The sequence below is a fragment of the Streptomyces sp. NPDC090442 genome, from assembly GCF_044769405.1.
GTDB lineage: Bacteria > Actinomycetota > Actinomycetes > Streptomycetales > Streptomycetaceae > Streptomyces.
In genome coordinates, this window is sequence record NZ_JBIVXW010000016.1 from 76,655 (window position 1) to 102,098 (window position 25,444).

At 73.2% G+C, this 25,444-nt stretch carries 23 protein-coding genes; 10 read left to right on the forward strand and 13 right to left on the reverse strand.

Features of this window, described 5'->3' with window-relative positions; all coding sequences use genetic code 11:
- Positions 1 to 39: 39 nt before the first annotated feature.
- On the reverse strand, positions 40 to 2,088 hold the full coding sequence (locus ACIQU6_RS14085) for a thioredoxin domain-containing protein (RefSeq protein WP_403481867.1): 2,049 nt from the start codon (positions 2,086 to 2,088) through the stop codon (positions 40 to 42).
- A 221-nt stretch (positions 2,089 to 2,309) separates the two neighbouring features.
- On the opposite strand from ACIQU6_RS14085, the gene ACIQU6_RS14090 reads away from it, so the two are divergent.
- Positions 2,310 to 5,591: a tetratricopeptide repeat protein gene (locus ACIQU6_RS14090; RefSeq protein ID WP_403481868.1), complete on the forward strand. Its 3,282-nt coding sequence runs from the start codon at positions 2,310 to 2,312 to the stop codon at positions 5,589 to 5,591.
- A 154-nt stretch (positions 5,592 to 5,745) separates the two neighbouring features.
- Here ACIQU6_RS14090 and ACIQU6_RS14095 read toward each other — a convergent pair whose 3' ends face one another.
- Together ACIQU6_RS14095 and mca are read right to left on the reverse strand one after the other, a co-directional pair.
- Positions 5,746 to 5,994: a hypothetical protein gene (locus ACIQU6_RS14095; protein WP_403481869.1), complete on the reverse strand. Its 249-nt coding sequence runs from the start codon at positions 5,992 to 5,994 to the stop codon at positions 5,746 to 5,748.
- 4 nt (positions 5,995 to 5,998) lie between these two features.
- The gene (mca, locus tag ACIQU6_RS14100; protein ID WP_403481870.1) at positions 5,999 to 6,871 is read right to left on the reverse strand and encodes a mycothiol conjugate amidase Mca; all 873 of its coding nucleotides are present in this window, start codon (positions 6,869 to 6,871) and stop codon (positions 5,999 to 6,001) included.
- Positions 6,872 to 7,001: 130 nt separating this feature from the next.
- Between mca and ACIQU6_RS14105 the strand changes: the two genes are divergently transcribed.
- Both ACIQU6_RS14105 and greA read left to right on the forward strand, forming a co-directional pair.
- A complete protein-coding gene (locus ACIQU6_RS14105; RefSeq protein WP_403481871.1) occupies positions 7,002 to 7,418 on the forward strand; it encodes a DUF4307 domain-containing protein in 417 nt (138 codons plus the stop codon).
- A gap of 246 nt (positions 7,419 to 7,664) precedes the next feature.
- Complete coding sequence (gene greA / locus ACIQU6_RS14110; RefSeq protein WP_403481872.1) at positions 7,665 to 8,162, forward strand: transcription elongation factor GreA; 498 nt, start codon at positions 7,665 to 7,667, stop codon at positions 8,160 to 8,162.
- 82 nt (positions 8,163 to 8,244) lie between these two features.
- Here the strand turns inward: greA and ACIQU6_RS14115 are convergent, their stop codons facing one another.
- The 3 genes from ACIQU6_RS14115 to ilvA all read right to left on the reverse strand — a co-directional run bounded on the left by ACIQU6_RS14115 (position 8,245) and on the right by ilvA (position 11,855).
- Positions 8,245 to 9,048 carry an ABC transporter permease gene (locus tag ACIQU6_RS14115; RefSeq protein ID WP_403481873.1) on the reverse strand — a complete coding sequence of 268 codons (804 nt, stop codon included), beginning with the start codon at positions 9,046 to 9,048 and terminating at the stop codon, positions 8,245 to 8,247.
- A gap of 220 nt (positions 9,049 to 9,268) precedes the next feature.
- A complete protein-coding gene (locus ACIQU6_RS14120) occupies positions 9,269 to 10,282 on the reverse strand; it encodes an ATP-binding cassette domain-containing protein (protein WP_403481874.1) in 1,014 nt (337 codons plus the stop codon).
- Positions 10,283 to 10,580: 298 nt separating this feature from the next.
- Positions 10,581 to 11,855: a threonine ammonia-lyase gene (gene ilvA, locus ACIQU6_RS14125; RefSeq protein ID WP_403481875.1), complete on the reverse strand. Its 1,275-nt coding sequence runs from the start codon at positions 11,853 to 11,855 to the stop codon at positions 10,581 to 10,583.
- A 160-nt stretch (positions 11,856 to 12,015) separates the two neighbouring features.
- Here ilvA and ACIQU6_RS14130 point away from each other — a divergent pair, with 160 nt between their 5' ends.
- From ACIQU6_RS14130 to ACIQU6_RS14140, 3 genes are all read left to right on the forward strand, one after another.
- On the forward strand, positions 12,016 to 12,519 hold the full coding sequence (locus ACIQU6_RS14130; protein WP_403481876.1) for a MarR family winged helix-turn-helix transcriptional regulator: 504 nt from the start codon (positions 12,016 to 12,018) through the stop codon (positions 12,517 to 12,519).
- 338 nt (positions 12,520 to 12,857) lie between these two features.
- Positions 12,858 to 13,322, forward strand: a complete 465-nt coding sequence (locus ACIQU6_RS14135; protein WP_403481877.1) for a sigma factor-like helix-turn-helix DNA-binding protein — start codon at positions 12,858 to 12,860, stop codon at positions 13,320 to 13,322.
- Positions 13,319 to 13,705: a hypothetical protein gene (locus ACIQU6_RS14140; RefSeq protein WP_403481878.1), complete on the forward strand. Its 387-nt coding sequence runs from the start codon at positions 13,319 to 13,321 to the stop codon at positions 13,703 to 13,705. Before ACIQU6_RS14135 ends, ACIQU6_RS14140 begins: the two co-directional genes overlap by 4 nt.
- A gap of 112 nt (positions 13,706 to 13,817) precedes the next feature.
- Here ACIQU6_RS14140 and ACIQU6_RS14145 read toward each other — a convergent pair whose 3' ends face one another.
- Positions 13,818 to 14,978 (reverse strand): cystathionine gamma-synthase, encoded by a 1,161-nt coding sequence (locus ACIQU6_RS14145; protein WP_403481879.1) that lies wholly within the window; start codon positions 14,976 to 14,978, stop codon positions 13,818 to 13,820.
- 176 nt (positions 14,979 to 15,154) lie between these two features.
- On the opposite strand from ACIQU6_RS14145, the gene ACIQU6_RS14150 reads away from it, so the two are divergent.
- The 3 genes from ACIQU6_RS14150 (at position 15,155) to ACIQU6_RS14160 (ending at position 17,536) form a co-directional block, all read left to right on the forward strand.
- Complete coding sequence (locus tag ACIQU6_RS14150) at positions 15,155 to 16,285, forward strand: hypothetical protein (protein WP_403481880.1); 1,131 nt, start codon at positions 15,155 to 15,157, stop codon at positions 16,283 to 16,285.
- A 113-nt stretch (positions 16,286 to 16,398) separates the two neighbouring features.
- The gene (msrA, locus tag ACIQU6_RS14155; protein ID WP_403481881.1) at positions 16,399 to 17,064 is read left to right on the forward strand and encodes a peptide-methionine (S)-S-oxide reductase MsrA; all 666 of its coding nucleotides are present in this window, start codon (positions 16,399 to 16,401) and stop codon (positions 17,062 to 17,064) included.
- A 265-nt stretch (positions 17,065 to 17,329) separates the two neighbouring features.
- Positions 17,330 to 17,536 (forward strand): DivIVA domain-containing protein, encoded by a 207-nt coding sequence (locus ACIQU6_RS14160; protein ID WP_403481882.1) that lies wholly within the window; start codon positions 17,330 to 17,332, stop codon positions 17,534 to 17,536.
- A gap of 39 nt (positions 17,537 to 17,575) precedes the next feature.
- Here ACIQU6_RS14160 and ACIQU6_RS14165 read toward each other — a convergent pair whose 3' ends face one another.
- The 4 genes from ACIQU6_RS14165 to ACIQU6_RS14180 all read right to left on the reverse strand — a co-directional run bounded on the left by ACIQU6_RS14165 (position 17,576) and on the right by ACIQU6_RS14180 (position 21,734).
- The gene (locus ACIQU6_RS14165; RefSeq protein ID WP_403481883.1) at positions 17,576 to 18,067 is read right to left on the reverse strand and encodes a hypothetical protein; all 492 of its coding nucleotides are present in this window, start codon (positions 18,065 to 18,067) and stop codon (positions 17,576 to 17,578) included.
- A 30-nt stretch (positions 18,068 to 18,097) separates the two neighbouring features.
- Positions 18,098 to 19,516, reverse strand: a complete 1,419-nt coding sequence (locus ACIQU6_RS14170; RefSeq protein ID WP_403481884.1) for a DUF2786 domain-containing protein — start codon at positions 19,514 to 19,516, stop codon at positions 18,098 to 18,100.
- Positions 19,517 to 19,663: 147 nt separating this feature from the next.
- Positions 19,664 to 20,950 carry an Ig-like domain-containing protein gene (locus ACIQU6_RS14175; protein WP_403481885.1) on the reverse strand — a complete coding sequence of 429 codons (1,287 nt, stop codon included), beginning with the start codon at positions 20,948 to 20,950 and terminating at the stop codon, positions 19,664 to 19,666.
- Between the two features lie 445 nt (positions 20,951 to 21,395).
- Positions 21,396 to 21,734 carry a hypothetical protein gene (locus tag ACIQU6_RS14180; RefSeq protein ID WP_403481886.1) on the reverse strand — a complete coding sequence of 113 codons (339 nt, stop codon included), beginning with the start codon at positions 21,732 to 21,734 and terminating at the stop codon, positions 21,396 to 21,398.
- 108 nt (positions 21,735 to 21,842) lie between these two features.
- Between ACIQU6_RS14180 and ACIQU6_RS14185 the strand changes: the two genes are divergently transcribed.
- A complete protein-coding gene (locus tag ACIQU6_RS14185; RefSeq protein ID WP_403481887.1) occupies positions 21,843 to 22,244 on the forward strand; it encodes a hypothetical protein in 402 nt (133 codons plus the stop codon).
- A gap of 283 nt (positions 22,245 to 22,527) precedes the next feature.
- Here ACIQU6_RS14185 and hutH read toward each other — a convergent pair whose 3' ends face one another.
- Together hutH and ACIQU6_RS14195 are read right to left on the reverse strand one after the other, a co-directional pair.
- Positions 22,528 to 24,072, reverse strand: coding sequence for a histidine ammonia-lyase (gene hutH / locus ACIQU6_RS14190; RefSeq protein WP_403481888.1), 1,545 nt, complete (start codon positions 24,070 to 24,072; stop codon positions 22,528 to 22,530).
- Positions 24,073 to 24,176: 104 nt separating this feature from the next.
- Complete coding sequence (locus ACIQU6_RS14195) at positions 24,177 to 25,289, reverse strand: diguanylate cyclase domain-containing protein (RefSeq protein ID WP_403481924.1); 1,113 nt, start codon at positions 25,287 to 25,289, stop codon at positions 24,177 to 24,179.
- Positions 25,290 to 25,444: the final 155 nt, after the last annotated feature.

Sequence of the window (25,444 nt, forward strand, 5' to 3'; positions counted from 1 at the left end):
GCCGGGCCGGCAAACGGGCCACGCCCCCGCCGCGCCTCCTCAGTCGCGCAGCCGCTCCGCGAGCTCCTCCGGGTCCGTCGTCGGCCGCTCGCAGGTGAAGTGCCGGCACACGTAGGCGGCCGGCGCACCGTCGACCAGGGGGCGGGCCATCAGCAGCGGCACCTCGGCGTCCTCGTCCGCCCCGGGGGCGCCCAGCGCCACCACCGCGCCCGGGGCGGTGCCCAGCAGCGCCGCGCGGTGCAGCGCGCGGGTCGCCGGGTCGTCCGCCGGGCCGACCACCGCGATCTCGCGCGGCCCGTCCAGGGCGGCCTCGGCGACGGCCAGCCCCCACCCGATGAAGCGCGGCGCCCGGCCGCCCAGGGCGGTGACGATGCCCAACGCGCGCTCCGCGGCGTCCCGATGGAGCGCGCTGCCGGTCAGCGCGGCGTACGAGAGCAGCGCCCCGGCCGCGGCGCTCCACCCGGAGGGCGTGGCGTTGTCCGTCGGGTCCTGGGGGCGGCGGATCAGCCGCTCGGCGTCGGCGGCGGTGTCGTAGAGGGTGCCGTCGGCGGCGGTGAACTGGACCAGCACGGTGTCCAGGAAGAAGCCGGCGAACTCCACCCAGACGCCCTCCCCGGTGACCGCGGCCAGCGCGAGGAAGCCCTCCGCGACGTCGGCGTAGTCCTCCAGGACACCGGCGTTGCCGCCGGCCGCGCCGTCCCGGGAGGTGCGGCGCAGCCGGGCCTGCCAGTCCATGTGGACGCGGACGAGCAGGTCGGCGGCGTCGGTGGCGGCCTGGACGAGGTCGGGGCGGTCGAAGTAGGCACCGGTCTCCGCGAGCGCGGCGATGGCCAGCCCGTTCCAGGAGGCGACGATCTTGTCGTCCCGCCCGGGGCGGGGCCGCCGCGCACGCGCCGCCAGGAGCCGCTCACGCACCGACGCCACCCGTTGGGCGTCCACCAGCTCACCGGTGTCGGGGAGTTGAAGGACGGAGGCGCCCTCCTCAAAGGTGCCCTCCTCGGTGACGCCGAAGTACGTGGCGGCGAACTCGGCGTCCGCCTCCCCCAGGGTGACGCGCAGCTGCTCCGGCGTCCACACGTAGTACGCGCCCTCGGCGTGCCGCCCGGTCCCGTCGTCGCTGTCGGCGTCCAGCGCGGAGGCGAAGCCGCCCTGGTCGGTGCGGAGTTCGCGGACCATGAAGTCGGCGGTCTCCAGGGCGATCCGGCGGGCCAGGTCGGAGCCGGTGGCGCGCCAGAGGTGGGCGTAGACGCGGCACAGCAGGGCGTTGTCGTAGAGCATCTTCTCGAAGTGCGGAACGACCCATTCCCGGTCCACGGAGTAGCGGGCGAAGCCGCCGCCGAGCTGGTCGTAGAGCCCGCCGCGGGCCATCGCCACGCAGGTCGCCTCGACCATCTCCAGGGCCCCGGCGGAGCCGGTCCGGGCGTGGTGGCGGAGCAGGAACTCCAGGACCATGGCCGGCGGGAACTTGGGCGCGCCGCCGAACCCGCCGTGCACCGCGTCGAATTCGCGGGTCAACCCCATCAGGGCGGCGGCCAGCTCCTCGGGGCGCGGGGGCCGCTGCTCCCCCTCGGGCAGCGACTCGGCCAGCGACCGGCCCGCGAGGTCGGCGACGATCCGGCCGGCGACCTCGCCGACCTCGTCGCGCCGGTCGGCCCAGGCGCCCCGGACCCCTTCGAGAACCTGCCCGAAGGAGGGCATGCCGTGCCGCGGCTGGGGCGGGAAGTACGTGCCGAAGTAGAAGGGTTCGGCGTCAGGGGTGAGGAAGACGGTCATCGGCCAGCCGCCCTGGCCGGTGGCGGCCTGCACCGCCTCCATGTAGACGGCGTCGACGTCCGGGCGCTCCTCGCGGTCGACCTTGACGGCCACGAAGTGCTCGTTGAGCAGCGCGGCGAGCTCCGGGTCCTCGAAGCTCTCGTGCGCCATCACGTGGCACCAGTGGCAGGAGCTGTAGCCGACGCTGAGCAGCACCGGCACGCCGCGCCGGCGGGCCTCCTCGAACGCGTCCGAGGACCACGGCCACCAGTCCACCGGATTGTTTGCGTGCTGGAGCAAATATGGGGAAGTCTCATGAGCCAGGCGGTTCGGCATGGGGCCATCCTCTCCCAAGGGAGCCTCGGGTGCCGGGAGAGGCGGGAGTTGTCCACAGCCCTGCCGGAATCCGCCTGGAGACGGAAGACTGTGCGTACGGCGGTGATCACGCCGGGGCGGGACCGCGGCGGCGCGGGGACGCGCCGGCCCCACGGGGGATCCGCCGAGGGACTGCTGGATTGACCGCCAGGGCTCCTGGCGACTGCTGGAGGGGGACGGGCATGCCGGGCGAACTGGTCGAACTGCGCGAAGGGCACCGCAAGGAGGTCGACGCGCTGCTGGAGCGGACCGTCACGGAGGAGGTGCGCCGCTCGGGCGGCCGGCTCGACGGGCCGACGCTGCTGAGCAGGGCGCGGGCGGCGCTGGGCGAACTGTCCGCCCCGGCCGCGGAGGAGTACCGCGCCTACGTCCGCGCGTTGGACGAGGCGGCGGCCGGCCGGCGGCCGCTGTCGGAGCGGCTGACGCGCAAGGAGTTGAGCACCGCGGCGGTGACGGCGGTGGTGGCCGCGGCGGCCGCGTTCGGCGCCGACCTCGCGTACGGCACGGGCGGCGGGCCGGCGCTCGGCGCGGGCGCCGCGGCCCTGGTGGGCGGCGCGGCGGCCACGGTCGTGAAGTTGACCGCCGGCCACCTCCCGGCGGCGCACCGGCAGGCCGGCATGCGGGGCCAGCCCGGCGGCCCCGAGCAGCTACGGCTGCAGTGGTTGACGGCGCTGGAGGTGCAGGGCATCCGACCGTTCCTGGACCAGCAGCGGATGCTGACCGCGGCGACCCGCGGCGGCTCCGCGTCCACCGCCCGGCCGGCGGGCAAGGGCTCCCGCGGGCCGCAGCTGCGCGGCGCGGACCGCAGCGCGGCGGCCCGCCGGCGGTCGGTCCTGGAGCGGTCGTTCGCCCAACTCCCGCAGCCGGCGGGGCGGTTCGCCGGCCGCCGGACGGAGCTGGCGCAGGTCGCCCAGTGGGTGCAGGCCGGCCGGGCGAGCACGGAGACCCGGCCGATCGTGGTGGTACTGCACGGCGAGCCCGGCTCGGGGCGGACGGCGCTGGCGGTGCGGGCGGCGCATCAACTGCGCGACCAGTTCCGCGGCGCGTGCCTGGTGGACCTGCGCGGGGACACCCCCGGCGAGGTGCCGCTGCCGACCCGGGACGCGCTGCTGCACCTGCTCAACCGCCTGGGCGCGCCGCGCGAGCAACTGCTCTTCCGCGAGCGCCCCTCCCAGGAGCAGCACGTCCGGCGGCTCACCGAGATCTACCACCAGCACCTGGCGGACCTGCCGGTGACGGTGCTGCTGGACGACGCCTCCGACGCCGAGCAGGTCCGCGCCCTGGTGCCGGACGGCTCCGACAGCCTGGTGCTGGTCACCGCCCGTGCGCCGCTCGACCTCCCCGCGGATCTGGAGGCACATGTGCACCAGCTCCCGTTGGCCGCGCTGGACGCCGTGGGCACCGAGGAGTTGCTGCGGGCGGCGGCCGCCTCCACCGAGGAGCCGGCCGACGGCGCGGGCCCGTACGACGCGCAGTCCATCGACCGGATCTCCGAGCTGTGCGGCGGGCTGCCGCTGGCGCTGCGGGTGGCCGGCTCCGCTCTGGGCGACCGCTCCCCCGCCGAGCTGGCCCGGGAGTTGGCGGCCGTCGAGGAGCCGGCCCCGGTAGCACGGGCCCTGGCGCTGCGCTACGCCGACCAACCGCCGCAGGCCCGGCAGTTGTTGCGGCGGCTGGCTCTGGTGGGCCGGGCGAGCCTGGGGATGGCCGCGGCGGCGGCGCTGCTGGGCCTCCCGGAGGCGGAGGCGAAGCGGCAGTTGACGGCGCTGGCCGGCGCCGGGCTGATCGAGCACGTCCGGGGCGAGCGCTACCGCCTGCACCCGCTGGTGCACCGCTTCGCGCACGCCCGGCTGGCGGACGAGGAGGCGCCGGCCGAGCGCGCCGCGGCCCAGGAGCGGCTGATCCGCGGTTACGCGGAGCTGGCCGACGCGGTGATCCGGCTGGTCGACGGCAACACCTCCACCCGCGCCGACCGCTTCGGCCCGCACGGCTTCGCGTCCCTGGACGCCGCCCTGGCCTGGCTGGACGACGAGACCAGCTTCATCACGGCCGCGCTGCGCCACGCCGACCAGGAGGTCGACCAGGACACCGTCGCGCACCTGTTGGGCGCGCTGTGCGACTACTGCCTGCTCCGCGGCGACCTCTACCGCCTCGGCGAGCTGAGCGAGCTGACCCGGGCGGCCGGCCAGGGCATGCTGGTGCGCTCGGTGCAGTGGCGCACCGGCGTCGCGGCCCGCCAGCTCGGCGAGTTGGACCGGGCCCGGACGACCCTGTCGTCGGTCGTCGACCTCTACTTCGAGGCGCAGCACCCGATCGGCGCGGCCCGCGCGCTGCGCGACCTGGGCATCACGCTCCAGCAGCAGGGCAATCTCACCGAGGCCGCGGCCAAGCTGCGGGAGGCGCTGGAGCTCCAGTCCGGCCCGGAGATGCGCGGCGACCGGGCGTGGACACTGCACGCCCTGGCGGCCGTCGAGCGGGACCGGGCCCGGCTCGCCGAGGCACTCGTGATGCTGCGCGAGTCGGTGGAGCTCCATGAGGAGAGCGAGAGCCTGCACGGCCAGGCGTGGGCTCACTTCCAGCTCGGCCAGGTCCATCTGCGCCGGGGCGACGTCCCGCAGGCCGAGGCGGCGCTGTCGTCCGCGCTGGAGCTGTACGGCCGCACCCACGACGACCGCGGCACGGCCTGGGCGATGACGCAGTTGGCCCGGGCCCGTCTGGTGGCCGGCGACCCCGGGCCCGCCGTGGACCAGCTTCGCCAGGCGCTGCCGCTGCACCGCCAGCACGAGGACGCCCGCGGCGAGGCGTGGACGATGTACTACCTGGGCCAGGCGCTGGAGGAGCGTGGCGAACGCGACGAGGCGCTGCGGCAGTTGGAGCGCTCGCGGAATCTGTTCAGCCGGATGCACGACGGCTACGGCCTGGCCTGCGCCCGGCACCACGCGGGCCGGGTGACCCGGGACCTACGGGCCGAGCAGACCGGTTCGCTGCGCAACAGCGGCTTCGCCCGCCAGCTCCTCCAGGACGCCCGGAAGGACTTCCAGCGGATCGGGGTGGCACACGGCGAGGCGTGGTCGGTGCTGGAGCTGGTGGTCGTCGACGCCGGCAACGGCCGCGCGGCCCAGGCGCTGGAGCTGGCCGCCGAGGCCGCCCGGCTCTTCGCCGGCTACGGCGACCGGCGGGGCGAGGACTGGGCGCGGTTCCTGCGGTGCACGCTGCTGCCGTTCGCGTCGCCGGGCGGCTCGGTGGTCGGCACGGCGGTGGCGCAGGAGGAACTGGCGCAGTTGGTCCGGGAGCGGCACGACGGGCGGGACGCCAAGTTGGAGGACTGCGCGGGGACCTTCGCGCTGCTGCTGGAGCGCGGGGTGGAGCCGGAGACGGGCTGGCAGGCATGGCGGCTCGGCATGGTGCCGGACCGGCACGCCCGGGAGGTCATGGGCGTGCCGACGGAGCCGGCGGCCGCCGGGTAGCGGGCCGGCGGACGTCCACGCCCACGGCACGGCTCGCCGACCGCTTGGATCGGCGAGCCACCGGGCCGGTCGGCCGACCGCTGCCAGGCGGCCGGTTCGTCTGACCGTCACCCGGTCCGCACGCCGGTGCGCCGGTGCCCGGCGCACCGGGCCGTCAGCTCGTCTTGGGCTCCGGGGCGGCGGTGGCCTGGGCGGTGGTGCCGCCCTGACCCTCCTCGGCGGGCTCCTCGAAGTCCACCTTCCGCATGTGCTTGTTCATGGACTTCATCAGCAGCCACACGGCACCGCCGATGACCGCGAAGACGATGAAGCCGAGGACGCCGGGCGTCACCTTGTCCTTGTCGAAGCTGTCGGCAAGGGTGACGAAGTGCGTCAGGGCGAGGGTGCTGGTCGCGCTCATCATGGCCTCAATTGTTGCGGACGCCCGCGAAGAGGTCGTCCTCGGGGAGCGAAGTGTCCACGAGCGACTTCGCGAGCTCGTATTCCTCCGTCGGCCAGACCTCGCGCTGGATGTCCATCGGCACCCGGAACCACCCGCCGTCGGGGTCGATCTGGGTGGCGTGGGCGATCAGCGCCTTGTCGCGGATCTCGAAGAAGTCGGCGCACGGGACGTAGGTGGTCAGGGTGCGCTCGCGCTGCTCGAACTGCTTCCAGCGCTCCAGCCACTCGCCGTAGGGCGACTCCAGGCCGCGCGCCAGCAGCGCCTCGTGCAGCGCGAGGGTGCGCGGCTTGTTGAAGCCCTGGTTGTAGTAGAGCTTCTGCGGCTGCCAGGGCTCACCGGCCTCCGGGTACTTCTCCGGGTCGCCGGCCGCATCGAAGGCCACCATCGTGATCTTGTGGGTCATGATGTGGTCCGGGTGCGGGTAGCCGCCGTTCTCGTCGTAGGTCGTGATGACCTGCGGCTTGAACTTCCGGATCAGCTCCACCAGGCGCCCGGCGGCGGCGTCGACGTCCTGGAGGGCGAAGCAGCCCTCGGGCAGCGGCGGCAGCGGGTCGCCCTCGGGGAGCCCGGAGTCGACGAAACCCAGCCATTCCTGCTTGACGCCCAGGATCTCCCGGGCCTCGTCCATTTCCTTCTTGCGCACCTCGTGGATGTGCTCCTCGATGTACGGGTCCCCCTGGAGTTTGGGGTTGAGGATGGAGCCTCGCTCGCCCCCTGTGCAGGTGGCGACCAGCACGTCCACCCCCTCGGACACGTACTTGGCCATGGTGGCCGCCCCCTTGCTCGACTCGTCGTCGGGGTGGGCGTGAACCGCCATCAATCGCAGCTGCTCAGTCAAGACTCGATCCTCAGTGAAGCGCCGGAGAAGATGCCTCCTATAGTGACCGAAGCGAGGGGGCGCTGTATTCCCTGGGGCGGGACCCCCGGGGGTCTGCTGGTTCCCAGGTCCCCTACCAGGAGGATGGATCATGACCGCGGTGCGCGAAGGGCTGCCGGACGGACGCTACGGGCGCTCCGCCGACCAGCGCGCCGACCGCACGCTCAAGATCGTCGGCGCGGTGCTGGGCGCGGTGCTGCTCGGCGTGGTCGGCTGGCTGGGCGCCTCCTACATCTCCGGCCAGGACCTCAGCGGCCGGATCATCACCTGGGAAGCGGTCTCCGACCACGAGGTCAAGGTCCATCTCGAAGTGGTCAAGGACAAGGACGACACCGGGGTGTGCACGCTGCGTTCGCAGGCCACCGACGGTTCCGAGGTCGGCCGCAAGGACGTCGCCATCGACCAGCGCTCGGGCCAGGTCGACACCGAGGTCGCGCTGCGGACGACGAAGCGCGCGACCAACGCCGTACTGGTCGGCTGCACGAGCTCGGCGGCCGGCAAGAGCTGACCCCGGGACGCCCGGACCGGGGCCGCGCGACGGTCCCGACGACCTCCCGGTGACACGTTCGGACGAGCCCTGTGCGCCGCCCGATCGCCTCTGATCAGCGGCGATGCATTCCTGTGCCACCACTGTGAAATTCCCCTTCCCCCTTTTGTGCCGGAATTGTTAGGCTCGTGGTTTCGCCCACCTGTGAAGGCGCAAACCTTCCAGGTAGGGCGTTTGATTTATCCCCAGTACCGACGAGGAGCACCTGTGACCCAGACCAGCGAGAACGTCACCTGGCTGACCCAGGAGGCGTATGACCAGCTCAAGGCCGAGCTGGAGTACCTGTCTGGTCCCGCACGCGCCGAGATCACCGAGAAGATCCAGGCGGCCCGCGAGGAAGGTGACCTGAAGGAGAACGCCGGGTACCACGCGGCCAAGGAGGAGCAGGGCAAGCAGGAGCTGCGCGTCCGCCAGCTCAAGCAGCTCCTGGAGTCCGCGAAGGTCGGCGAAGCCCCCGAGGCCAACGGCACGGTCGCCCCCGGCATGGTCGTCACCATCGCGTTCGACGGGGACCCGGACGACACGCTGTCCTTCCTCCTGGCCTCGCGGGAGTACGCGAGCGCGGACATCGAGACCTACTCGCCGCAGTCGCCGCTGGGGTCGGGTGTGAACGGCAAGAAGGTCGGCGCCGACGCGGAGTACGAGCTGCCGAACGGCAAGACCGCGTCGGTGAAGATCCTCGACGCCAAGCCGTACAGCGGCTGAGCTGCGGGGCACCCCGAAGACATCACGCAGAAGCGGCCCGGAGCAATCGGCTCCGGGCCGCTTCCCGTCGGTGCGGGCGGGCTCAGACCGTCGCCGAGCGGTACTTGCGGACCGCGAGCGTCCGGAAGACCGCGATGATCAGCACGGACCAGAGCGCCGAGGCGAGCACCGGGTGTTGCATGGGCCAGGCGTCCGGCACTGGATAGCCCTTGGGGATGTTGCCGAAGAGTTCCCTTGCTGCCTGCACAGTGGCGCTGAAGGGGTTCCATTCAGCGAAGTGTCGAAGCACCGTTGGCATGTTGTCGCTGGGCACGAAGGCGTTGGAGATGAACGTCAGGGGGAAGAGCCAGAGCAGCCCACCGGAGGTAGCGGCCTCAGGGGTGCGCACGCTGAGCCCGATCAGTGCACCGATCCAGGAGAACGCGTAACCCAGCAGAAGCAGCAGGGCGAAAGCGGCTAGCACGTTGCCGGCGTTCTCGTGGACGCGCCAGCCGACCGGGAGGGCGACCAGGGCGAGCACCACCAGGGTCAGCGCGGTCTGCACCAGGTCGGCGAGGGTGCGGCCAGTGAGCACCGCGCCACGGGCCATGGGCAGCGAGCGGAACCGGTCGATCAGGCCCTTGTGCATGTCGTCGGCGATCCCCGCGCCGGCTCCGGCGGTGGCGAAGGTGACGGTCTGGGCAAAGACGCCTGCCATCAGAAACTCGCGGTATCCGGAGGGGCTGATGCCAGCCCCCGGGACGCTGATGGAGCCGCCGAACACGTAGCTGAACAGCACCACGAACATGATCGGTTGGATCAGCCCGAACACCAACACCTCAGGGATCCGGACCATGCGGGTCACGTTCCTGCGGGCGATGACCAGGGAGTCGCTGATGCCGCTCACTTCGCCAGCTCCTTCCGGGCTCCCAGCTCACTCACGTTCAGGTCTCGGCCGCGAAGCGAGTTGAAACCTAGTCGAGTTGAGCGAACACGATTCGGGATGCGCAGCATCCGGATCAGGTTGCGCTGGGCTACCACCAGCGAATCGCGCGCGGAACGGGCGAGGCCGCCGCGCGGCCGCGGGTTCCGGGCGGGGGCCTCTCCGGCCGCGTGACCGACCGCACTCATCGCACACCTTCCTTCGTGGTCTGCGGGTCGGGCCGGTCCCGGTCCGCGCGTCCGTTGTCCTTCTCCGCCGCCTCGGCGGCGTGCCCGGTCAGGGCGATGAAGACGTCGTCGAGGGTCGGGCGGCGCAGCCCGATGTCGTCGATCTCCACGCCGCGGGAGTCCAGTTCGCGGATGACCTCGGCGAGCAGCTTGGCGCCGCCGGTCACCGGGAACGTGAGCCTGCGGGTGTGCTGCTCGACCGCGCCCTCGCCCTTGGCGACCGCGCGCAGGACGCCTTCCGCCACCGGGAGGTGCTCGGGGGCGTGCACCACGACCTCGATGCGCTCGCCGCCGGTGCGGGCCTTGAGTTGGTCGGAGGTGCCGCGGGCGATGACCCGGCCGTGGTCGACGACGCAGATGTCGTGCGCGAGCCGGTCGGCCTCCTCCAGGTACTGGGTGGTGAGCAGCAGGGTGGTGCCGCCGGCGACCAGTTCCTGGATGACGTCCCACAGCGCCTGGCGGTTGCGCGGGTCGAGGCCGGTGGTCGGCTCGTCCATGAACATCACGGGCGGGCTGACGACCAGCGCGGCGGCGAGGTCGAGGCGGCGGCGCATCCCGCCGGAGTAGGTCTTGGCGGTGCGGTCCGCGGCGTCGCCGAGGTTGAAGCGCTCCAGCAGTTCCTCGGCCCGGCGCTTGGCCTCGCGGCCGCTCATCTGGTAGAGCCGGCCGACCATGACCAGGTTCTCCCGGCCGGTCAAGTACTCGTCGACGGCGGCGAATTGGCCGGAGAGGCCGATGGCGCGGCGGACCGCGTCGGGGTGCGCGAGGACGTCGATGCCGGCCACCCGCGCGGTGCCCTGGTCGGGGCGGAGCAGGGTCGTCAGGACGCGGACGGCGGTGGTCTTGCCGGCACCGTTCGGGCCGAGCATTCCGAGGACGGTTCCTTCAGGGACGTCGAGGTCGACGCCGTCCAGCGCCCTCACCTCGCCGAAGGTCTTCACCAGCCCTTCGGCATAAATGGCGCCTGGCATGTGGGTACCCCCATGGCTTGGGTCGATTTCAGGTCGATGCGGCGGATGAGCCGAATAGTACGGAGAGCAGTCCTGTTCGCCCTGTTTTTGGGTGGTTCGCGTCATGTTAGGGCGTGGGGTGCGACGCGCTTCCGCGGCGGCACGGCGTGGCGCAGCACCCCCGCGGGCCGCCGATGCTACTCCAAACGCGATACATCGCGATACAAATTTTACGACGCCGAGACGTCAACGGACCGGGGCGACAGCCGTGCGGCCGCCGCCCCGCTCACCCCCGATGCACCCGCCCGCGCAACTCGGCTCAGACCCCGACCACGTCGTACCCCGCCTCGCGCAGCGCCGCGCCCACCTCGGCGCAGTGCTCGGGCCCCTTGGTCTCCAGGTGCAGCTCGACCTCGACCTCGGTGAGCCCGAGCCGGGGATCGGTGCGGACGTGCCCCACGTCGACGACGTTGGCGTCCACCACCGTGAGGACGCCGAGGAGGGTGGCCAGCGCGCCCGGACGGTCGGCGAGGCGGAGCCGGAGGGAGAGGTAGCGGCCGGCGGCGGCCATGCCGTGCCGCAGGATCCGCTGCATCAGCAGCGGATCGACGTTGCCGCCGGAGAGCACCGCGACCACCGGGCCCTCGAACGAGCCGGGCGAGGACAGCAGCGCCGCCACCGGGCTCGCCCCCGCCGGCTCCACCACCAGCTTCGCCCGCTCCAGACACAGCAGCAGGGCGCCGGACAACTCGCCCTCGGTGACCGTGCGGACGTCGTCCACCAGCCGGTGCACGATCGCGAACGGCACGTCCCCGGGGCGCCCCACCTTGATCCCGTCGGCCATCGTGGCCAGCGGCTCGATCGCCACCGGCCGCCCCACCGCCAGCGACGGCGGATAGCAGGCCGCGGCCGCCGCCTGCACCCCGACCACCCGCACGTCCGGCCGCAGCGCCTTGACCGCGACGGCGATGCCCGCCGCCAACCCGCCGCCGCCCATACCGACGACCACGGTCCGCACCTCCGGGCACTGTTCGAGGATCTCCAGGCCGACCGTGCCCTGGCCCACGATGATGTCGCGGTGGTCGAAGGGGTGGATGAAGACCGCCCCGGTCCGCCGCGCGTGCTCCTCGGCGGCGGCCAGCGTCTCGTCCACGACCTGGCCGTGCAGCCGCACCTCGGCGCCGTACTCGCGGGTCGCGGCGACCTTCGGCAGCGGGGCGCCGACCGGCATGAAGACCGTCGAGGCCACCCCCAGCAGGGACGCCGCCAGCGCCACCCCCTGCGCGTGGTTGCCGGCGCTCGCCGCCACCACGCCGGCCGCCCGCTCCTCCGCCGACAGCCGGGCGATCCGCACATACGCGCCGCGGATCTTGAACGAGCCGGTGCGCTGGAGGTTTTCGCACTTGAGGTGGACGGGGGCGCCCACCAGCTCCGACAGATAGCGGCTGCCCTCCAGCGCGGTGGCCTGCGCCACCCCGGACAGCAGCTTCTGCGCCTCGCGCACGTCGTCGACCGTGATCCCCCCGGGACCCGCCGGCGCGGTGGGCTCGGAACCCGTGGGCCGGTGTGACGCGTGCGACGTGTGGTCGGCCATGCGGTCAGTGTCGCAGTTCGGCCACCGACGGGGCTTTTCCGGCCGGATGGCGGACACCGGTGCACCGCTGACCCCGCTCACGACAGGGCCGGTACGGCCGGCGCCGTCGCCGCGTACGCTGTCTTCCCAATTACCCGCCCCGATTAAGCGAGCCCCGGCCATGCCCACCCCTCCGGACATGACGACCCACACCGACACTGCTCTTCTCGACGCGCTGCAGCACCAAGTGGCCGTCTTCGCCCGCCGCGCCGAACAGAGCCGGCTCGGCGGCGTCGGGCAGGCGCGCAACTCCATGGACCGCGCCGCCTATCTGCTCCTCAACCGCCTGGACCAGGAAGGCCCGATGGGCGTCAAGGCCCTGGCGTGCGGGATGGGCATCGACTCCTCCACCGTCACCCGGCAGGTCGCGCCGCTGGTCGACGCCGGCCTGGTCAGCCGCACCACCCACCCCGAGGACGGCCGCGCCGTCGTCCTCGAACTCTCCGAGCGGGGCCACGCCCGGCTCGACGAGGTGCGGGCCTCGCGACGGGCGCTGATGGCGATGGTGACGGAGGAATGGAGCGAAGAGGAGCGCACGGCGTTCACCACGCTCCTGACGCGCTTCAACACCTCCCTCGCCGACATCACGGCACTGTCGCCGAGCGGGCCGCCGGCCTCATCTTGAGGCGTTGTCCCACGTGTTGAGGCGCCCCGCTCCATAGGGAAGCGCCCTCTCCGTGCGGTGACGCCTCCGGGGCGTCGTCCTCGCGCGAGCGGATCGGGGGTCGCGGATCGGGGGTCGCGCATCGGCCGTTCGCGGGCGGCTCGTGGGGCGCCGGTGGGCGGTTCGGGGGCATCGGGACGTCGTCGCGCGTCCGCCGCGCGGGCATCGCGCGGTCGTGCCGCCCCTCTTGACCCGTCCCCGTGCTGCCGTGCCAATAGGGGCCAGGGGGCTGGCCCGTTCGGCGCCGGGGCGCCGCCCCAGGGGCCGGGGCGTCGGCCGCCCGGCATCCGGGAGGCGCGGTGGGAGAGCGGCAACAGGAACGGGAGCGACGCCGGGCCCGGGAGTTCGCGGCGTTCACCGCCGGCGCGGCGGGGCGGTTGCTGCACGCCGCCGCGCTGCTGACCGGCGAACCTGCGGGCCAACCCGCCCCCGCCGCCGAGGAGTTGCTGATCGAGGCGCTGGCTCGGACGTACGCGGCCTGGGAGCGGCTGCGCGGCGAGGACCCCTACGAGCGGGCCCGCCGGGAGCTGGCCGCGGGGTTCGCGCAAGCCGCCCGGCGGCATCGCCGGCCGCGGGGCGGCCCGCTGGGCCGCCTGGTCCCGCGCGAACGACTGGTGCTGGTGCTGCGCCTCCACGAGGACGTCCCCGAGGAGCAGATCGCCGCCCAACTCGGGCTCCCCGCCGAGCGGGTGCGCACCCTGTGCCGGCACGCCGTCTCCGCACTGCGCAACCGCCGCCCGGACGCGAACCCCGCGTTGCCGTGAACCCTCGGGAGGATCAGGAGCGGCCCGCCCCGGAGGCCGGCGCGCCGTCCCGCCGCCGTAACGGGCCAACAGCCGAAGCCGCCGGAGCCCACTGGAGCACCCCGCCCCGGGAGACCGGGCGGCCGGAGTCCCGGGCGCCCGACCGGAAGGAGAGCGGGGTCCGGCGGATGCTGCGGGCCGGACCGCATCCGCCCGTACCACCGGACCTCGGCAGGCGGGCCGCCGCCCGGGGCCGCCAACTGCTGCTCCGGCGCCGCCTGCTGCACCGCACCGGGGCGCTGCTCGCCCTGGTGGCGCTGCTGACTCTCCTCATCTGGGCGGGAGTTGAGCACCCCTGGCGCCCGCCACCGGCCCGCACCACCCCTCCCGTAGCGGGGTACTGACCCACAACGGACCGGGGCGGGTCACCGGGGACGCGCCCCAACGGGCCACCGCGGAAGGGTCGCAGCCGGCCGCCGGGGCCGGACCGCGGCCCTCCGTCGAGCGGGAACCGACTCAGCCCAGCGCCTGCGTGAGGTCGGCCAGCAGGTCCTCGACGGACTCGATGCCCACCGAGAGGCGCACCAGGTCCGCGGGGACCTCCAGCGCCGAACCGGCCACCGAGGCGTGCGTCATCCGCCCCGGGTGCTCGATCAGCGACTCCACGCCGCCCAGCGACTCCCCGAGGGTGAACAGCTTGGCGCGGTTGCAGACCTCCACCGCCGCCGCCTCGCCGCCGGCCACCTGGAACGACACCATGCCGCCGAAGGACCGCATCTGCTTGGCGGCGACCTCGTGGCCGGGGTGCTCGGACAGGCCCGGGTAATAGACCCGGGTGACCTTCTCGTGCGAGGTCAACAGCTCGGCCACGCGCGCCGCGTTGGCGCTGTGCCGGTCCATCCGGACGGCCAGCGTCTTGATGCCGCGCATCACCAGCCAGGCGTCGAACGGCCCGGCGATCGCGCCCATCGCGTTCTGGTGGTAGGCCAGTTCCTCGCCGAGGGCGTCGTCGTTCACCACCAGCGCGCCGCCGACCACGTCGGAGTGGCCACCCATGTACTTGGTCGTGGAGTAGACCACCACGTCCGCGCCGAGGGCGAGCGGCTGCTGGAGGTAGGGGCTGGCGAAGGTGTTGTCGACCACCAGGCGGGCCCCGGCGTCCCGGGCGATCCCGGCGAGCACCGCGATGTCGCTGATGCCGAGCAGCGGGTTGCTGGGCGTCTCGACCCAGATCGCCTTCGTACGCGGCCGCAGCGCGTCCCGCACGGACTGCGGGTCGGAGGTGTCGGCCACCGACCACTCCACGCCCCACCGCTCGACGACCTTGGCGAACAGCCGGAAGGTGCCGCCGTAGGCGTCGTTGGGGATCACGACGTGGTCGCCGGGGACGAGCAGGGTGCGCAGCAGGCAGTCCTCGGCGGCGAGGCCGGAGGCGAACGCGAGGCCGCGGCGGCCGCCGTCAAGGGCGGCGAGGTTCTCCTCCAGAGCGGTGCGGGTCGGGTTGGCGCTGCGGCTGTACTCGTAGCCGCCGCGCAGCCCGCCCACCCCGTCCTGCTTGTACGTGGAGACCTGGTAGATGGGCGGGACCACCGCGCCGGTGGCCTGGTCGGGCTCCTGACCTGCGTGGATGGCACGGGTTTCGAAGTGCTGGTGGCGCGTCTCGCGCTGATCGCTCATATCTTCTGAGGGTAGTCGGCCCCACGGCCGAACTTTCCGGAACTTTCTGGTTCGCTGGATAGTGGATACGTAGGAGGGGACGGAGATCGCCCCGGTGATCGGTGCCCAGCCGACGGGCCACCCGCCGTCGACGGCCTCCCCTCCGCCCACCCACCCCTCCGACCGGGACACACCACATGGACGCTCTGCTGCTTCTCTTCGCCGCGATCGCGCTCGGCGGTCTGGTCTTCCTGCCCTGGATGCGGCGCCGGCGGGCCGCGGCGCGCACCCAGCAGGGCCTGACGGTGGCCACCGACCCGATGGCCGGCTACGGCTTCGTCCCCCTGGAACAGCTCGACGTCCGGCTGCCCGGCCCGGACGAGGAGCTGTCCCGGGCGCTCGACGAGGTGCGCCGGACGCACGACTGGCACCCGGCCGCCGAACTGCTCCGGTCCACCGGCGACAACTGGGAGCTGCGCTGGCAGCGGGTCCAGACGCTGGCCGGCGCGGCCGCGTTCGAGCTGGCCGAGAGCTCCCAGGCCCCCTCCGGGGGCGGCGCGCGGACCGGCGGCATCTGGCTGCGCACCTGGCGCGCACAGGCCCCCAAGGACCCCGGTGGCGCGCAGACGCACGCCCAGTTCCTGGTGGTCCAGGCGCTGCGCGACCCCGGCTCACAGGACTTCCGGATGATCCTGGAGGAGGCCCGTACGGTCTGCCGGGAGGCGGCGCTGCTGGCGCCCGGCAGCCCGATCGCCCACATCACGGAGCTGGCCGTCGCCCGCGGCCTGGGCGAGCGCGCCGCCGACTACGAGGAGCTGTGGGCCGAGGTCCACCGGCGGGCGCCGCACCACATGGGCGCGCACCTGGCGGCGCTCCCGTACTGGTCGGAGAAGTGGCACGGCTCCCGTAAGGAGGCCGAGGAGTTCGCCGCGCGCGCGGCCGCCGGGGCCCCGGCGAAGAGCCTGCTGCCGGCCCTCCCGCTGTTCGCGGTCTACGCGCACCTGCCCGAGGCCAACATGGTCCGCAGCCTCTTCCAGAGCGCCGTCGTCGAACGCGCCATAGAGGGCGCCCACTTCGCCCTCCAACAGGCCCCCGCCGACCACCCCATGGCGCCGCACGTCCGCCACCTGCTCGTCTGGTTCCTGGTCCGCGCGGAACGCTACGCCGAGGCGATGGAGCAGCTCCGCCTCGTCGACGGCCACGTGGGCGCCGTCCCGTGGTCCTACGGCCGCAGCCCGGCCGCCGAGTACGCCGCCTACCGCGCCCTGGCCATCGCCGGATGGGAACAGCTCGGCGGCACCCCGGCCAACTTCCGCGCACAGGGCTAGGAGCAACGGGCGCACTGGAATGCCACCCGCCCCCGAAACGTTCCCCAAGGGACCGCACACCACCGTCGACCACCACCCGCGCCCCGCCCCTCCTCCCCTGGAGCACGATCCTGATGCTGTTCTCCCGCTTCAAGACCCACCTCCCCACCCCCGAGGAAGCGCTGAAGGGCCGCCCCGAGCGGGACTTCACCGTCCCCGACCGGCACACCGTCCTCGGCAACCCGCTGCTCGGCCCGTACCCGGACGGCCTGGAGATCGCCGACTTCGGGCTGGGCTGCTTCTGGGGCGCCGAGCGGAAGTTCTGGCAGACCGACGGCGTGTGGACCACGCTGGTCGGCTACCAGGGCGGCCACACCCCGAACCCGACCTACGAAGAGGTCTGCAGCGGCCACACCGGCCACACCGAGGCCGTCCGCGTCGTCTTCGACCCCGCGGTCGTCCCGTACACCGCCCTGCTGAAGCTGTTCTGGGAGTCCCACGACCCCACCCAGGGCTTCCGCCAGGGCAACGACGTCGGCACCCAGTACCGCTCCGCCGTCTACACCCACTCCCCCGCCCAACAACAGGCCGCCGAAGCCTCCCGCGACGCCTACCGCACCGTCCTGCACTCCTCCGGCTACGCCGACCCCACCACCGAAATCCTCCCCGCCACCCCCCGCCCCTTCTACCCGGCAGAGGCGTACCACCAGCAGTACCTCGAAAAGAACCCCGCCGGTTACTGCGGGATCGGTGGGACGGGGGTTTCCTGCCCGGTCGGGGTGGTCAAGGCGGACGACTGACGGCGGGGCGCGGGCCGTCGTCGGCCGCGGCGGCTCGTTCCGGTGGCTCGGGCGGATGCAGATAGAGATACAGATAGAGATACGGGTGCTGAACTGTGCTGTCCCGGAGGCGAGTTGGGTGGCGGCTTCGGGGGATCGGAAGGTTGCTGTCAGTGGCCGGGGCTACGCTGTGGAGTGCGGTCGCGGTGTGTTCTCCAGGGGACATGCGCCGGTGAAGGGCGATGGCCACGGTCGGCTTTCTCTCGGGTTGGGGGTGGTACGCGCAGTGTCGAGACCGTCTGAGTTCCGCGGCTTCCAGGTGGCGTGGCGGGGTTACGACCGCCAGCAGGTCGATCTCTACCTTGAGGTCCTCGCCGAGGCCGACGCGCCGGTCGGCCCGCCTCCGTTCGGGGTCGTGCGGCGGGGCTATGACCGGCGGCAGGTCGACGTACGCATCGAGGAGCTGTTGGCGGAGAAGGGCGCCGGGGGCTGACGGCCCGCGCCCTGCCGGCGCGCGGCAACCGGGGTCCGTTCAGGGGTGGTTATGGCTGCGGTTGGTGCGGGCTTCCAGGTGGGTGGTCGCGAGGTTGGCGAGGGCGATCAGCAAGGTGGTCAACAGGGCCGGCAGCCAGGGGTGTTGGACGTGGAGGCCGGGGGTGAAGGTTTCCACGAACAGGGCGGCCAGGAAGGTCGTGCTTGCCGAAAGGGCCATTTCCGCGCGGCGCTTGGCCTTGGGTGAGGGGAGTGTGAGGCGGAGGGCCAGGCGCACGGGGTAGGCGAATGCGCCGGCGAGCAGGCCGCAGGGCAGGAGCAGCAGTGTTGCCCAGATGAGGGGGCCCGCGCCGTCGGCTTCGATCAGGTTGCGGGACAGGTAGCCGATGGTCAGGACGCCCAGCAACACCGCCGCGGCCACGAGGGCGAGCACACCGAGGCCCAGGCCGGTCGTGCCGACGGCGGCGAGCGCCTTGTGGCGCGGGGAGAGGGCGGCCCAGGTGGGCTCTTCGCCTGGGTGCTGGGGGTGCACAGTGCGCTCCTTGGTGGGCGGCCGTCGTGGTCAGTCGCGTGGGGGGCGTTCCGGGCGGTGGAGGTGGGCGCGGTCGGCGGCGCTGGTGCCCTGGTGCCAACCGGCGGTGTCGCGGATGCCGCGGAGGCGGACCGGGGCGGTGTCGGGGAAGAGGGCGCCGGCGGTCTCCTCGACGGCGAGTTCGCGGGCGGCGAGGACGGGCAGGAGCCGGTCCTCGGCGGCGGGTTCCGCGGCGGCCTCGGCCGTTGCGGCGGCGGTGGCCGCGGCCAGGCGGGTGCGGATGCGGTCCGCGTACGCCACGAGGAAGGTCTGGCGGAAGTCGCGGGTGCGGCGGGAGCGGCCCCGGGCGTGGTGGTCGTCGGCCGCGCGCTGCATCGCGGCGGTGGCCTGGAGGAGCAGCGAGGCGTGCAGGAGCTCGGTCGCCTCCAGGTCGGGCGGGAAGCCGACGACGGTGGAGAAGCCCAACTCGGCGGCCCAGACGGCCTGGCAGCGGTTGGCGGCCGCGACGGCGTCGAGGAGCAGCGCCTTGCCCTGTTCGTAGGGGCCCTCGATGCCGATGCGGAGCGCCGTGGGGCCGTCGGCGACCGGGGCGCCCCGGGGGCCGTGAGCGGGTGCGAGGAGCGCCTCGTCGATGCTGTGACGGGCCATCAACTCCTGGGCCTTGGCGGAGAGCGCCTCGGCTTCCTCGGCGAAGGTGGTCGCCTCCGCCTTGGCCAACAGGGCGCGGATCCGGGTGAGCAGGCGGGGCGCGGGGCGTTCGCCGGGACCGGTCGGGCCGGCCGCCGCGGGCGGGGGCAGCAGCGGGGTGATCCTGGGGAGCCGCGCGAGCAGGCGGAGCGTGCCGAGGACGTCGTAGGCGGTCTCGAAGCGGGAGGTGCGGCGGCGGGCGGCGAGCGCGTCCAGGTAGGCGGGGTCGCGGTGCCACCAGACGCGGGCGTCGAGGCGGTCCAACTGGGCCTGCCAGCGGGGGTCTTGGGAGGCGCCGGGCGGGCGGGGGCGGCGGGCCGCGTCGGCGGCGATGGCGTCGAGGACGAGGGCGGCCGGCGCGGCGTCGGTGGCCTCCCGGCGGACGATGCGTTCCAGGTCGGCGGGTTGCCAACCGCCGGTCCAGCAGCGGTGGACGGCGTCCGCGGCGGCCTCGACGACGGCGGCGCTGATCGCCTCCCAGCCGGGGGCCGCGGCGGTCAGCATCGAGGCGCCGGCCTCGACGGCGTCCTCGGCCGCGGTCCCGTCCGCCGCGTAGCGGACGCCGCCGAGGACGGTGCCCAGCAGCTCGGCGGCCTGACGGGCGGCGTCCGGGGTGGGGCCGGTGTCCGCGTTGCCCGGACCCCTACGGCCGGCGTCGGTGCCGCCCCGGGCCGCGCCGCCCGTTCCGGCCGCCCGGTCACGGTCCCCGCCCCGGCCGTTGCGGCGCCGCTTGCCGCCCCCGTTGTCCACGTGCTCGTTCACCCGGCCACTGTACGGACGGCCGGGCCGGCGCCGGCCGGGCGCCCTGTCACGCAACGGCCGGCGCCCGGCGCCCCGCTGTTACAGCGGGGCGCCGGGCGCCGGTCATCGGGAGTCATGCGTGGTGCAGGCGGTGTCACTGCGTCGGTCTCAGACCGCGCTGCCGGCCACCCACTGGGACCAGGACATGTTCCACCCGTTGAGGCCGTTGTCCGGCTTGATGGTCTTGTCCGGGGAGTTGACCACCTTGACGACGTCGCCGATCTGCGAGTGGGCGAAGAACCACGCGCCGTCGGTGGACGGGTCGTTGCCGCCCTTGACGTCCTGCAGGCCGATGCAGCCGTGGCTGGTGTTGGCCGTGCCGAAGATGCCCTTGCCCCAGTAGTTGCCGTGGATGAAGGTGCCGGAGTTCGACAGCCGCATGGCGTGCGGGACGTCGGGGATGTCGTACTCGCCCTTGCCGTCGTTGTTGGTGAAGCCGACGGTGGAGCCGTCCATCCGGGTCTGCTTGAACTTCTCGGAGATCACCATCTGGCCGTTGTACGTGGGGTGTTCGGCGCTGCCCGAGGAGATCGGGATGGTCTTGATGGTCTTGCCGTCGCGGACCACGGTCATCTGGTGGGTCGCGGCGTCAACGGTGCTGACCTGCGAGTGACCGATGGTGAAGTGGACGGTCTTGTTCTGGATGCCCTTCACGCCCGGGGACGCCTCCACGCCGTCCAGGGCCAGCTTCATGGTGATCTCGGAGTTCGGCTTCCAGTAGTCCTGGGGGCGGAAGTCCAGCCGCTTGTCGCCGAACCAGTGGCCGACGACCTGCTGGTTGCTGCTGGAGGCGACCTCGATCGCCGACTGGACGGCCTTGCGGTTCTTGACCGGCTTGTCGAAGTTGATCGACACCGGCATCCCGACGCCGACCGTCGAGCCGTCCTCGGGAGTGAAGTTCCCGAGGAAGCTGTTGCCCGGCGAGACCGTGGTGAAGGTGGAGTTCTCCACCGCGGTGCGGCCCTGGCCGTCCACCGCGTGCGCGGTGATCTTGTAGGTGGTCGCGCGGGACAGCGCCTGCTTGGGCTTCCACGAGGTGCCGTCGGCGGAGAGGGTGCCCGGGACGGTCTTCTGCTGGGTCTTGTCGGTCTGGTGCGTGACCACCGTGGTCATGGTGACGTCGGTGAGCTTGCCGCCACCGGCGGTCACCTTGACCGCGTTGAGACCGGCGTCGGTCGAGCCGTCCTTGGGCGTGATGGTGATCTTCGCCTGCGAGGCGTCCTGCGCGGCGGCCTCGTCCACCTGCTGGGTGTTCTCGTGCCGGGTCTCCTGGCGACCGCTCCCACCGTCGCCGTGGCCAGTGGCGCTGCTGGCGCCACACGCGGCGACCGTGAGAACGCCCCCGAGCAGCGCGGCACTGGCTATGAGGCCATTGCGGCGCTTGCGGTCCGTCATCACACGCTTCTCCATTGCTACTGACTTTGCGAAAAATCCCCGAGCGAGCCGCCAACTGAACGCGGGCAAAACTGGGCGCAGGTATTCCGGCCGTCTCCCATTGGAACGCCATTTCCGTTTCATCCGCCCCATTCCTGGCGCAAATGTGGGGAACGACACGCAATGGCGCCAAAATGACCTTCGTCCGAATAATGACCCAGAACGCGCATATGACTGCGGAGCGCTGTTTTCCTTACCCCCGCTTCACTACGTCACCGCACTCCGCGTCACGGCGGCCCGACCGGATAACGACCGCACGCCGCAGACGTCATCGGCCCGGCACGACGCCACCGGACCCTGCCGCACACGACATCGGCCCCCGCACGACGCCGAGTCGTGCGGGGGCCTGAGTGGCTGGTGTTACGCGGTGTGCGCGGGCCTCGAACGAGGCGGTGGGACGGGACGGTCAGCCCTCCCCGTCCGCGTCGTCCGCGAGGTCCCACTCCGCCGCGTCCCACTCGGCGTCCGGGTCGTAGTCGGTCATCTCCTCGCTGCTCCAGGACGCCTGCGCGAGTTGGGTGCCGGGCACCGCGGTGACCAGGTCGAAGGGGTCGACGAGGTGGGCCAGCGCCTCCGCCGGATCGTCTCTGACCGTTTCCAACGACTGCCTGCGTTCGTCGTCGGGGAGCGCGGGGTCGTCGTTGAGGCGGTCGACCGCGGCGCCGGTCAGCCGGGCGACGTCGGTGACCTCCATGACGAGTTCGACGTGAAGCCGTACAAAGCGTGATGTCTCACCATTGCTCATGTCCGGAGGGTAAGCACGACCGGGTCCCGACTACCGCGCGACCCGCGGCGGTCACTAACATCTGCGGTCAACGGCCAATTCGCCGAACCCACAAGGGGGATAGCTTTCGTGACCGCACGACGACCACTGCTGACCGCCACTGCCGCGGGATCGGTGCTGTGCGCCCTGTGGTTCGTGCCGTCCGCCAACGCGATCGTGGAAGTTGACGGGGCGCCACATTCCGGCCCCCCCGCAGAATCCGCAGCGGCCCGCGCCGGGCGCGCGAATGTATCGGACGCGGCCGGCCCGCAGGGGCATTCCGGCAAGGCGTCCGCGGAAAAGAACTCCGGTGCGCAGAGCGCGAACAGCGGCTCCACCACCACCCGGTCCGGCGGCGGCCCGCACCACTACCTCGCCGACACCGGCAGCCCGGACACCACGCCCTACGCGGTGGGCGGCGCGGCCTTCCTCGCGCTCGGCGCCGCACTGGTCGGCTACTCCGTGCGCCGCACCCGTGACGGCGCGGCCTGAACCAACAGCCGCCCGTCGGCCAACCGCCCATCCGGCACCACGGCACGACCCCCGCCCCGACCGCCTGCGACAGGCAACGGTCAGCGCCCGGTCACCCCGCCCTCACAACACTTGACCGCATTCCACGGGCCGACGACCAGGGACCGACCAACCGTCACCGGCTGCCGCGGGCCGACCAACGGCCGGCGGCAGCCGCTCCCGGCCGCGGCACCTCGACGCCCGCGAACCGGAGTTGACGCGGTTTCGGGCCACCCGGCGCGCCATCAAGCGGATTGACGCGCCGTCAGGCCAGTTCCCCGGTGACCGACTCCGCCGCCGCCACCAGCCTCCCGTCCCGGACGAACGCGAACGCCGCCTCCAGGTCCGGCGCCAGGAAGCGGTCCTCGCCCGGCCCCTGCACACCCGCGTCGCGCAGCGCGGCCAGCACCGCCCGGGTCGCCGGCGCGGGCGTCAGGCCCCCCCGCAGTTCGACGGCGCGGGTCGCCGCGTAGAGCTCGACGGCGAGGATGCGGGTGAGGTTGTCGATCGCGGTGCGCAGCTTGCGCGCCGCCGACCACCCCATCGAGACGTGGTCCTCCTGCATCGCGGAGGACGGGATGGAGTCCACCGACGCCGGGGCGGCCAGCCGCTTCAACTCGCTGACCAGCGCGGCCTGGGTGTACTGGGCGATCATCAGGCCCGAGTCGACGCCCGGGTCGCCGGCGAGGAAGGCGGGCAGCCCGTGCGAGCGGTTCTTGTCCAGGAGGCGGTCGGTGCGCCGCTCAGCGATGGAGCCGAGGTCGGCCGCGGCGATGGCCAGGAAGTCCAATGCGTAGGCGACCGGCGCGCCGTGGAAGTTGCCGTTGGACTCCACCCGGCCGTCGGGCAGCACGACGGGGTTGTCGACGGCGGCGGCCAGCTCCCGCTCGGCGACCAGGCGGGCGTGCGCCAGGGTGTCCCGGCCGGCGCCGGCGACCTGGGGCGCGCAGCGGATCGAGTAGGCGTCCTGGACGCGCGGGGCGTCGTCCTGGTGGTGGCCGGTGAAACCCGAACCGGCAAGGAACGCCAGCATGTTGGCGGCCGAGGCGGCCTGCCCGGGGTGCGGGCGTATCGCGTGCAGCTCAGGCGCGAGGACCTTGTCGGTGCCGAGCAGCGCCTCCAGGGAGAGCGCGGCGGTGAGGTCCGCGGAGGTGAACAGCCGGGCCAGGTCGGCGCAGGCCATCACCAGCATGCCGAGCATGCCGTCGGTGCCGTTGAGGAGCGCCAGCCCCTCCTTCTCGCGGAGCTCGACGGGCGCGATGCCGTGCGCGGCCAGCAGCTCGCCGGACGGCCGGACGACGCCGTCGGGGCCCTCCGCCTCGCCCTCGCCCAGCAGCGTCAACGCGCAGTGCGAGAGCGGCGCAAGGTCGCCGGAGCAGCCGAGCGAGCCGTATTCGTGGACGACCGGGGTGATGCCGGCGTTCAACAGGGCGGCCATGGTCTCGACGACCACCGGGCGGACGCCGGTGTGCCCGGAGGCGAGCGTCTTCAGCCGCAGGAACATCAGGGCGCGGACCACCTCGCGCTCGACCCGGGGGCCCATGCCGGCCGCGTGCGAGCGCACGATGTTGCGCTGGAGTTGGGCGCGCAGCTCGGGGCTGATGTGACGGACGGCGAGGGCGCCGAAGCCGGTAGAGACGCCGTAGACCGGGTCCGGCTTGGCCGCCAGCTCGTCGATGAAGGCGCGGGAGGCGGCGACGGCGGCCCGGGCCTCTTCGGACAGCTCGATCCGGGCCGCGCCGCGGGCCACCGCGATGACGTCCTGTGCGGTGGTGCCGGACGTCCCCAACACCACAGTGTGCATATCCATATTCAGGCACCCTAGAGACTGAATCTTCGGATGTCACCACCGGATTCCGGGTTCATCCCTTACCGATCTTCACCCGGGCCGGCCGCCCCGACGGCCGGTCCGCCTCACCTCCGGAACCTCCGCCGCTCCGGCCCGGACCGCGGCTCCGACGAGTCCGCCAGCCGCACCACCGGGTCCTGCGCGCCGCCGTGCCGCCCGGCCACCACCGGCTCGCCGGACTGCGCCGCCTTGGCCCGGTACTGGGCGGCGTCCGCGAGCCGGAAGAGCCGGCGGGCGCTGCGCACCGGGCCGATCGGGTCGCCGGTCGAGGCGACCCCCACCGCGACCCCCTCGCCGAGGTCCAACTCCCCGGCCCGCGCGCACAACTCGCCCGCCACCTTGACCACCTCGTCGGACTCCGGCCCGACCGCCAGCAGACAGAACTCGTCCCCGCCCAGCCGCGCCGCCAGCGTCCCCGGCAGCATCGCGCCGCACAGCGACAGCACCGAACCGAAGCGCTCCAGGAGCCGGTCGCCGACCGCGTGCCCGCGGGAGTCGTTGACCCGCTTCAGCCCGTTCAGATCGCACACCACCAGGCTGACCACCAGGCCGCCGGTCCGGTGCTGCTCCAGCGCCTCGTCCAACCGCATGTCCACCGCCCGGCGGTTGGCCAGCCCGGTCAACGCATCGGTGAACGCCAGCCGGCGGGCCTCCGCGAGCCGCTCGGTCTGCGCGATCCCGGCGGCCGCGACGGCGGCCAGCACGGTCGCGAAGTCGGCGTCCGCCCGCCCGAACACCGGCTCGCCGGCCGGCCGCGCCACATACACCTCGCCCCACGCCCGGCCGTGCAGCACGATCGGGGCCACCACGCAGCACCCCCGGCCGCGCCGCCGCAGCGCCGCCACCCGCTGGTGGTTGTACGGGCCCTGGCCCCGCGCGTCCGGACTCCCCTCGTCCGCCTCGTCGCCGGCGACCTCCACCCAGGCGTTGGGCTCCCCGCCGCCGGCCCACCGCTCGTGCAGGAACCCGACGATCTCCGGGAACTCGTGCACCGGATACGCCTCGTCGTCGGGGAACTCCCGCTCCTCCGGGGCGAGTTCGCCGACGTTCGCCAGCACCCGCAGCTGCCCCAGCTCGCGCTCCCACTTGGAGATCGCCGCGAAAGAGCCCCCCAACGCCTGCCGCACCCCCTGCGCCGCGGCCCGGGCCGCCTCGCGCAGCGTGGGCGCGGCCGCCATCGCCTGGGCCAGTTCCACCACGGCCCGAAGCCTCGCGTCACCCTCGCCCGTCACCGGATCCTCACATTCCGTCACCGTGAGCACGCTCTGTACTACAGCGTAGGAATGATTGACCCTCTTCGCCCCTTCCGCCGGTCAACGACCACCGGAAGGAG

Excerpts from the sequence above, each read along its gene's own strand:
- ACIQU6_RS14150 (WP_403481880.1), top strand. The coding sequence starts at position 15,155 with ATGGACGCTCTGCTGCTTCTCTTCGCCGCGATCGCGCTCGGCGGTCTG.
- ACIQU6_RS14175 (WP_403481885.1), bottom strand. The coding sequence starts at position 20,950 with ATGACGGACCGCAAGCGCCGCAATGGCCTCATAGCCAGTGCCGCGCTG.
- ACIQU6_RS14130 (WP_403481876.1), top strand. The coding sequence starts at position 12,016 with ATGCCCACCCCTCCGGACATGACGACCCACACCGACACTGCTCTTCTC.
- ACIQU6_RS14090 (WP_403481868.1), top strand. The coding sequence starts at position 2,310 with ATGCCGGGCGAACTGGTCGAACTGCGCGAAGGGCACCGCAAGGAGGTC.
- ACIQU6_RS14180 (WP_403481886.1), bottom strand. The coding sequence starts at position 21,734 with ATGAGCAATGGTGAGACATCACGCTTTGTACGGCTTCACGTCGAACTC.
- ilvA (WP_403481875.1), bottom strand. The coding sequence starts at position 11,855 with ATGGCCGACCACACGTCGCACGCGTCACACCGGCCCACGGGTTCCGAG.
- ACIQU6_RS14085 (WP_403481867.1), bottom strand. The coding sequence starts at position 2,088 with ATGCCGAACCGCCTGGCTCATGAGACTTCCCCATATTTGCTCCAGCAC.
- ACIQU6_RS14145 (WP_403481879.1), bottom strand. The coding sequence starts at position 14,978 with ATGAGCGATCAGCGCGAGACGCGCCACCAGCACTTCGAAACCCGTGCC.
- ACIQU6_RS14120 (WP_403481874.1), bottom strand. The coding sequence starts at position 10,282 with ATGCCAGGCGCCATTTATGCCGAAGGGCTGGTGAAGACCTTCGGCGAG.
- msrA (WP_403481881.1), top strand. The coding sequence starts at position 16,399 with ATGCTGTTCTCCCGCTTCAAGACCCACCTCCCCACCCCCGAGGAAGCG.
- ACIQU6_RS14095 (WP_403481869.1), bottom strand. The coding sequence starts at position 5,994 with ATGATGAGCGCGACCAGCACCCTCGCCCTGACGCACTTCGTCACCCTT.
- ACIQU6_RS14105 (WP_403481871.1), top strand. The coding sequence starts at position 7,002 with ATGACCGCGGTGCGCGAAGGGCTGCCGGACGGACGCTACGGGCGCTCC.
- hutH (WP_403481888.1), bottom strand. The coding sequence starts at position 24,072 with ATGGATATGCACACTGTGGTGTTGGGGACGTCCGGCACCACCGCACAG.
- ACIQU6_RS14195 (WP_403481924.1), bottom strand. The coding sequence starts at position 25,289 with ATGGCGGCCGCGCCCACGCTGCGCGAGGCGGCCCGGGCCGCGGCGCAG.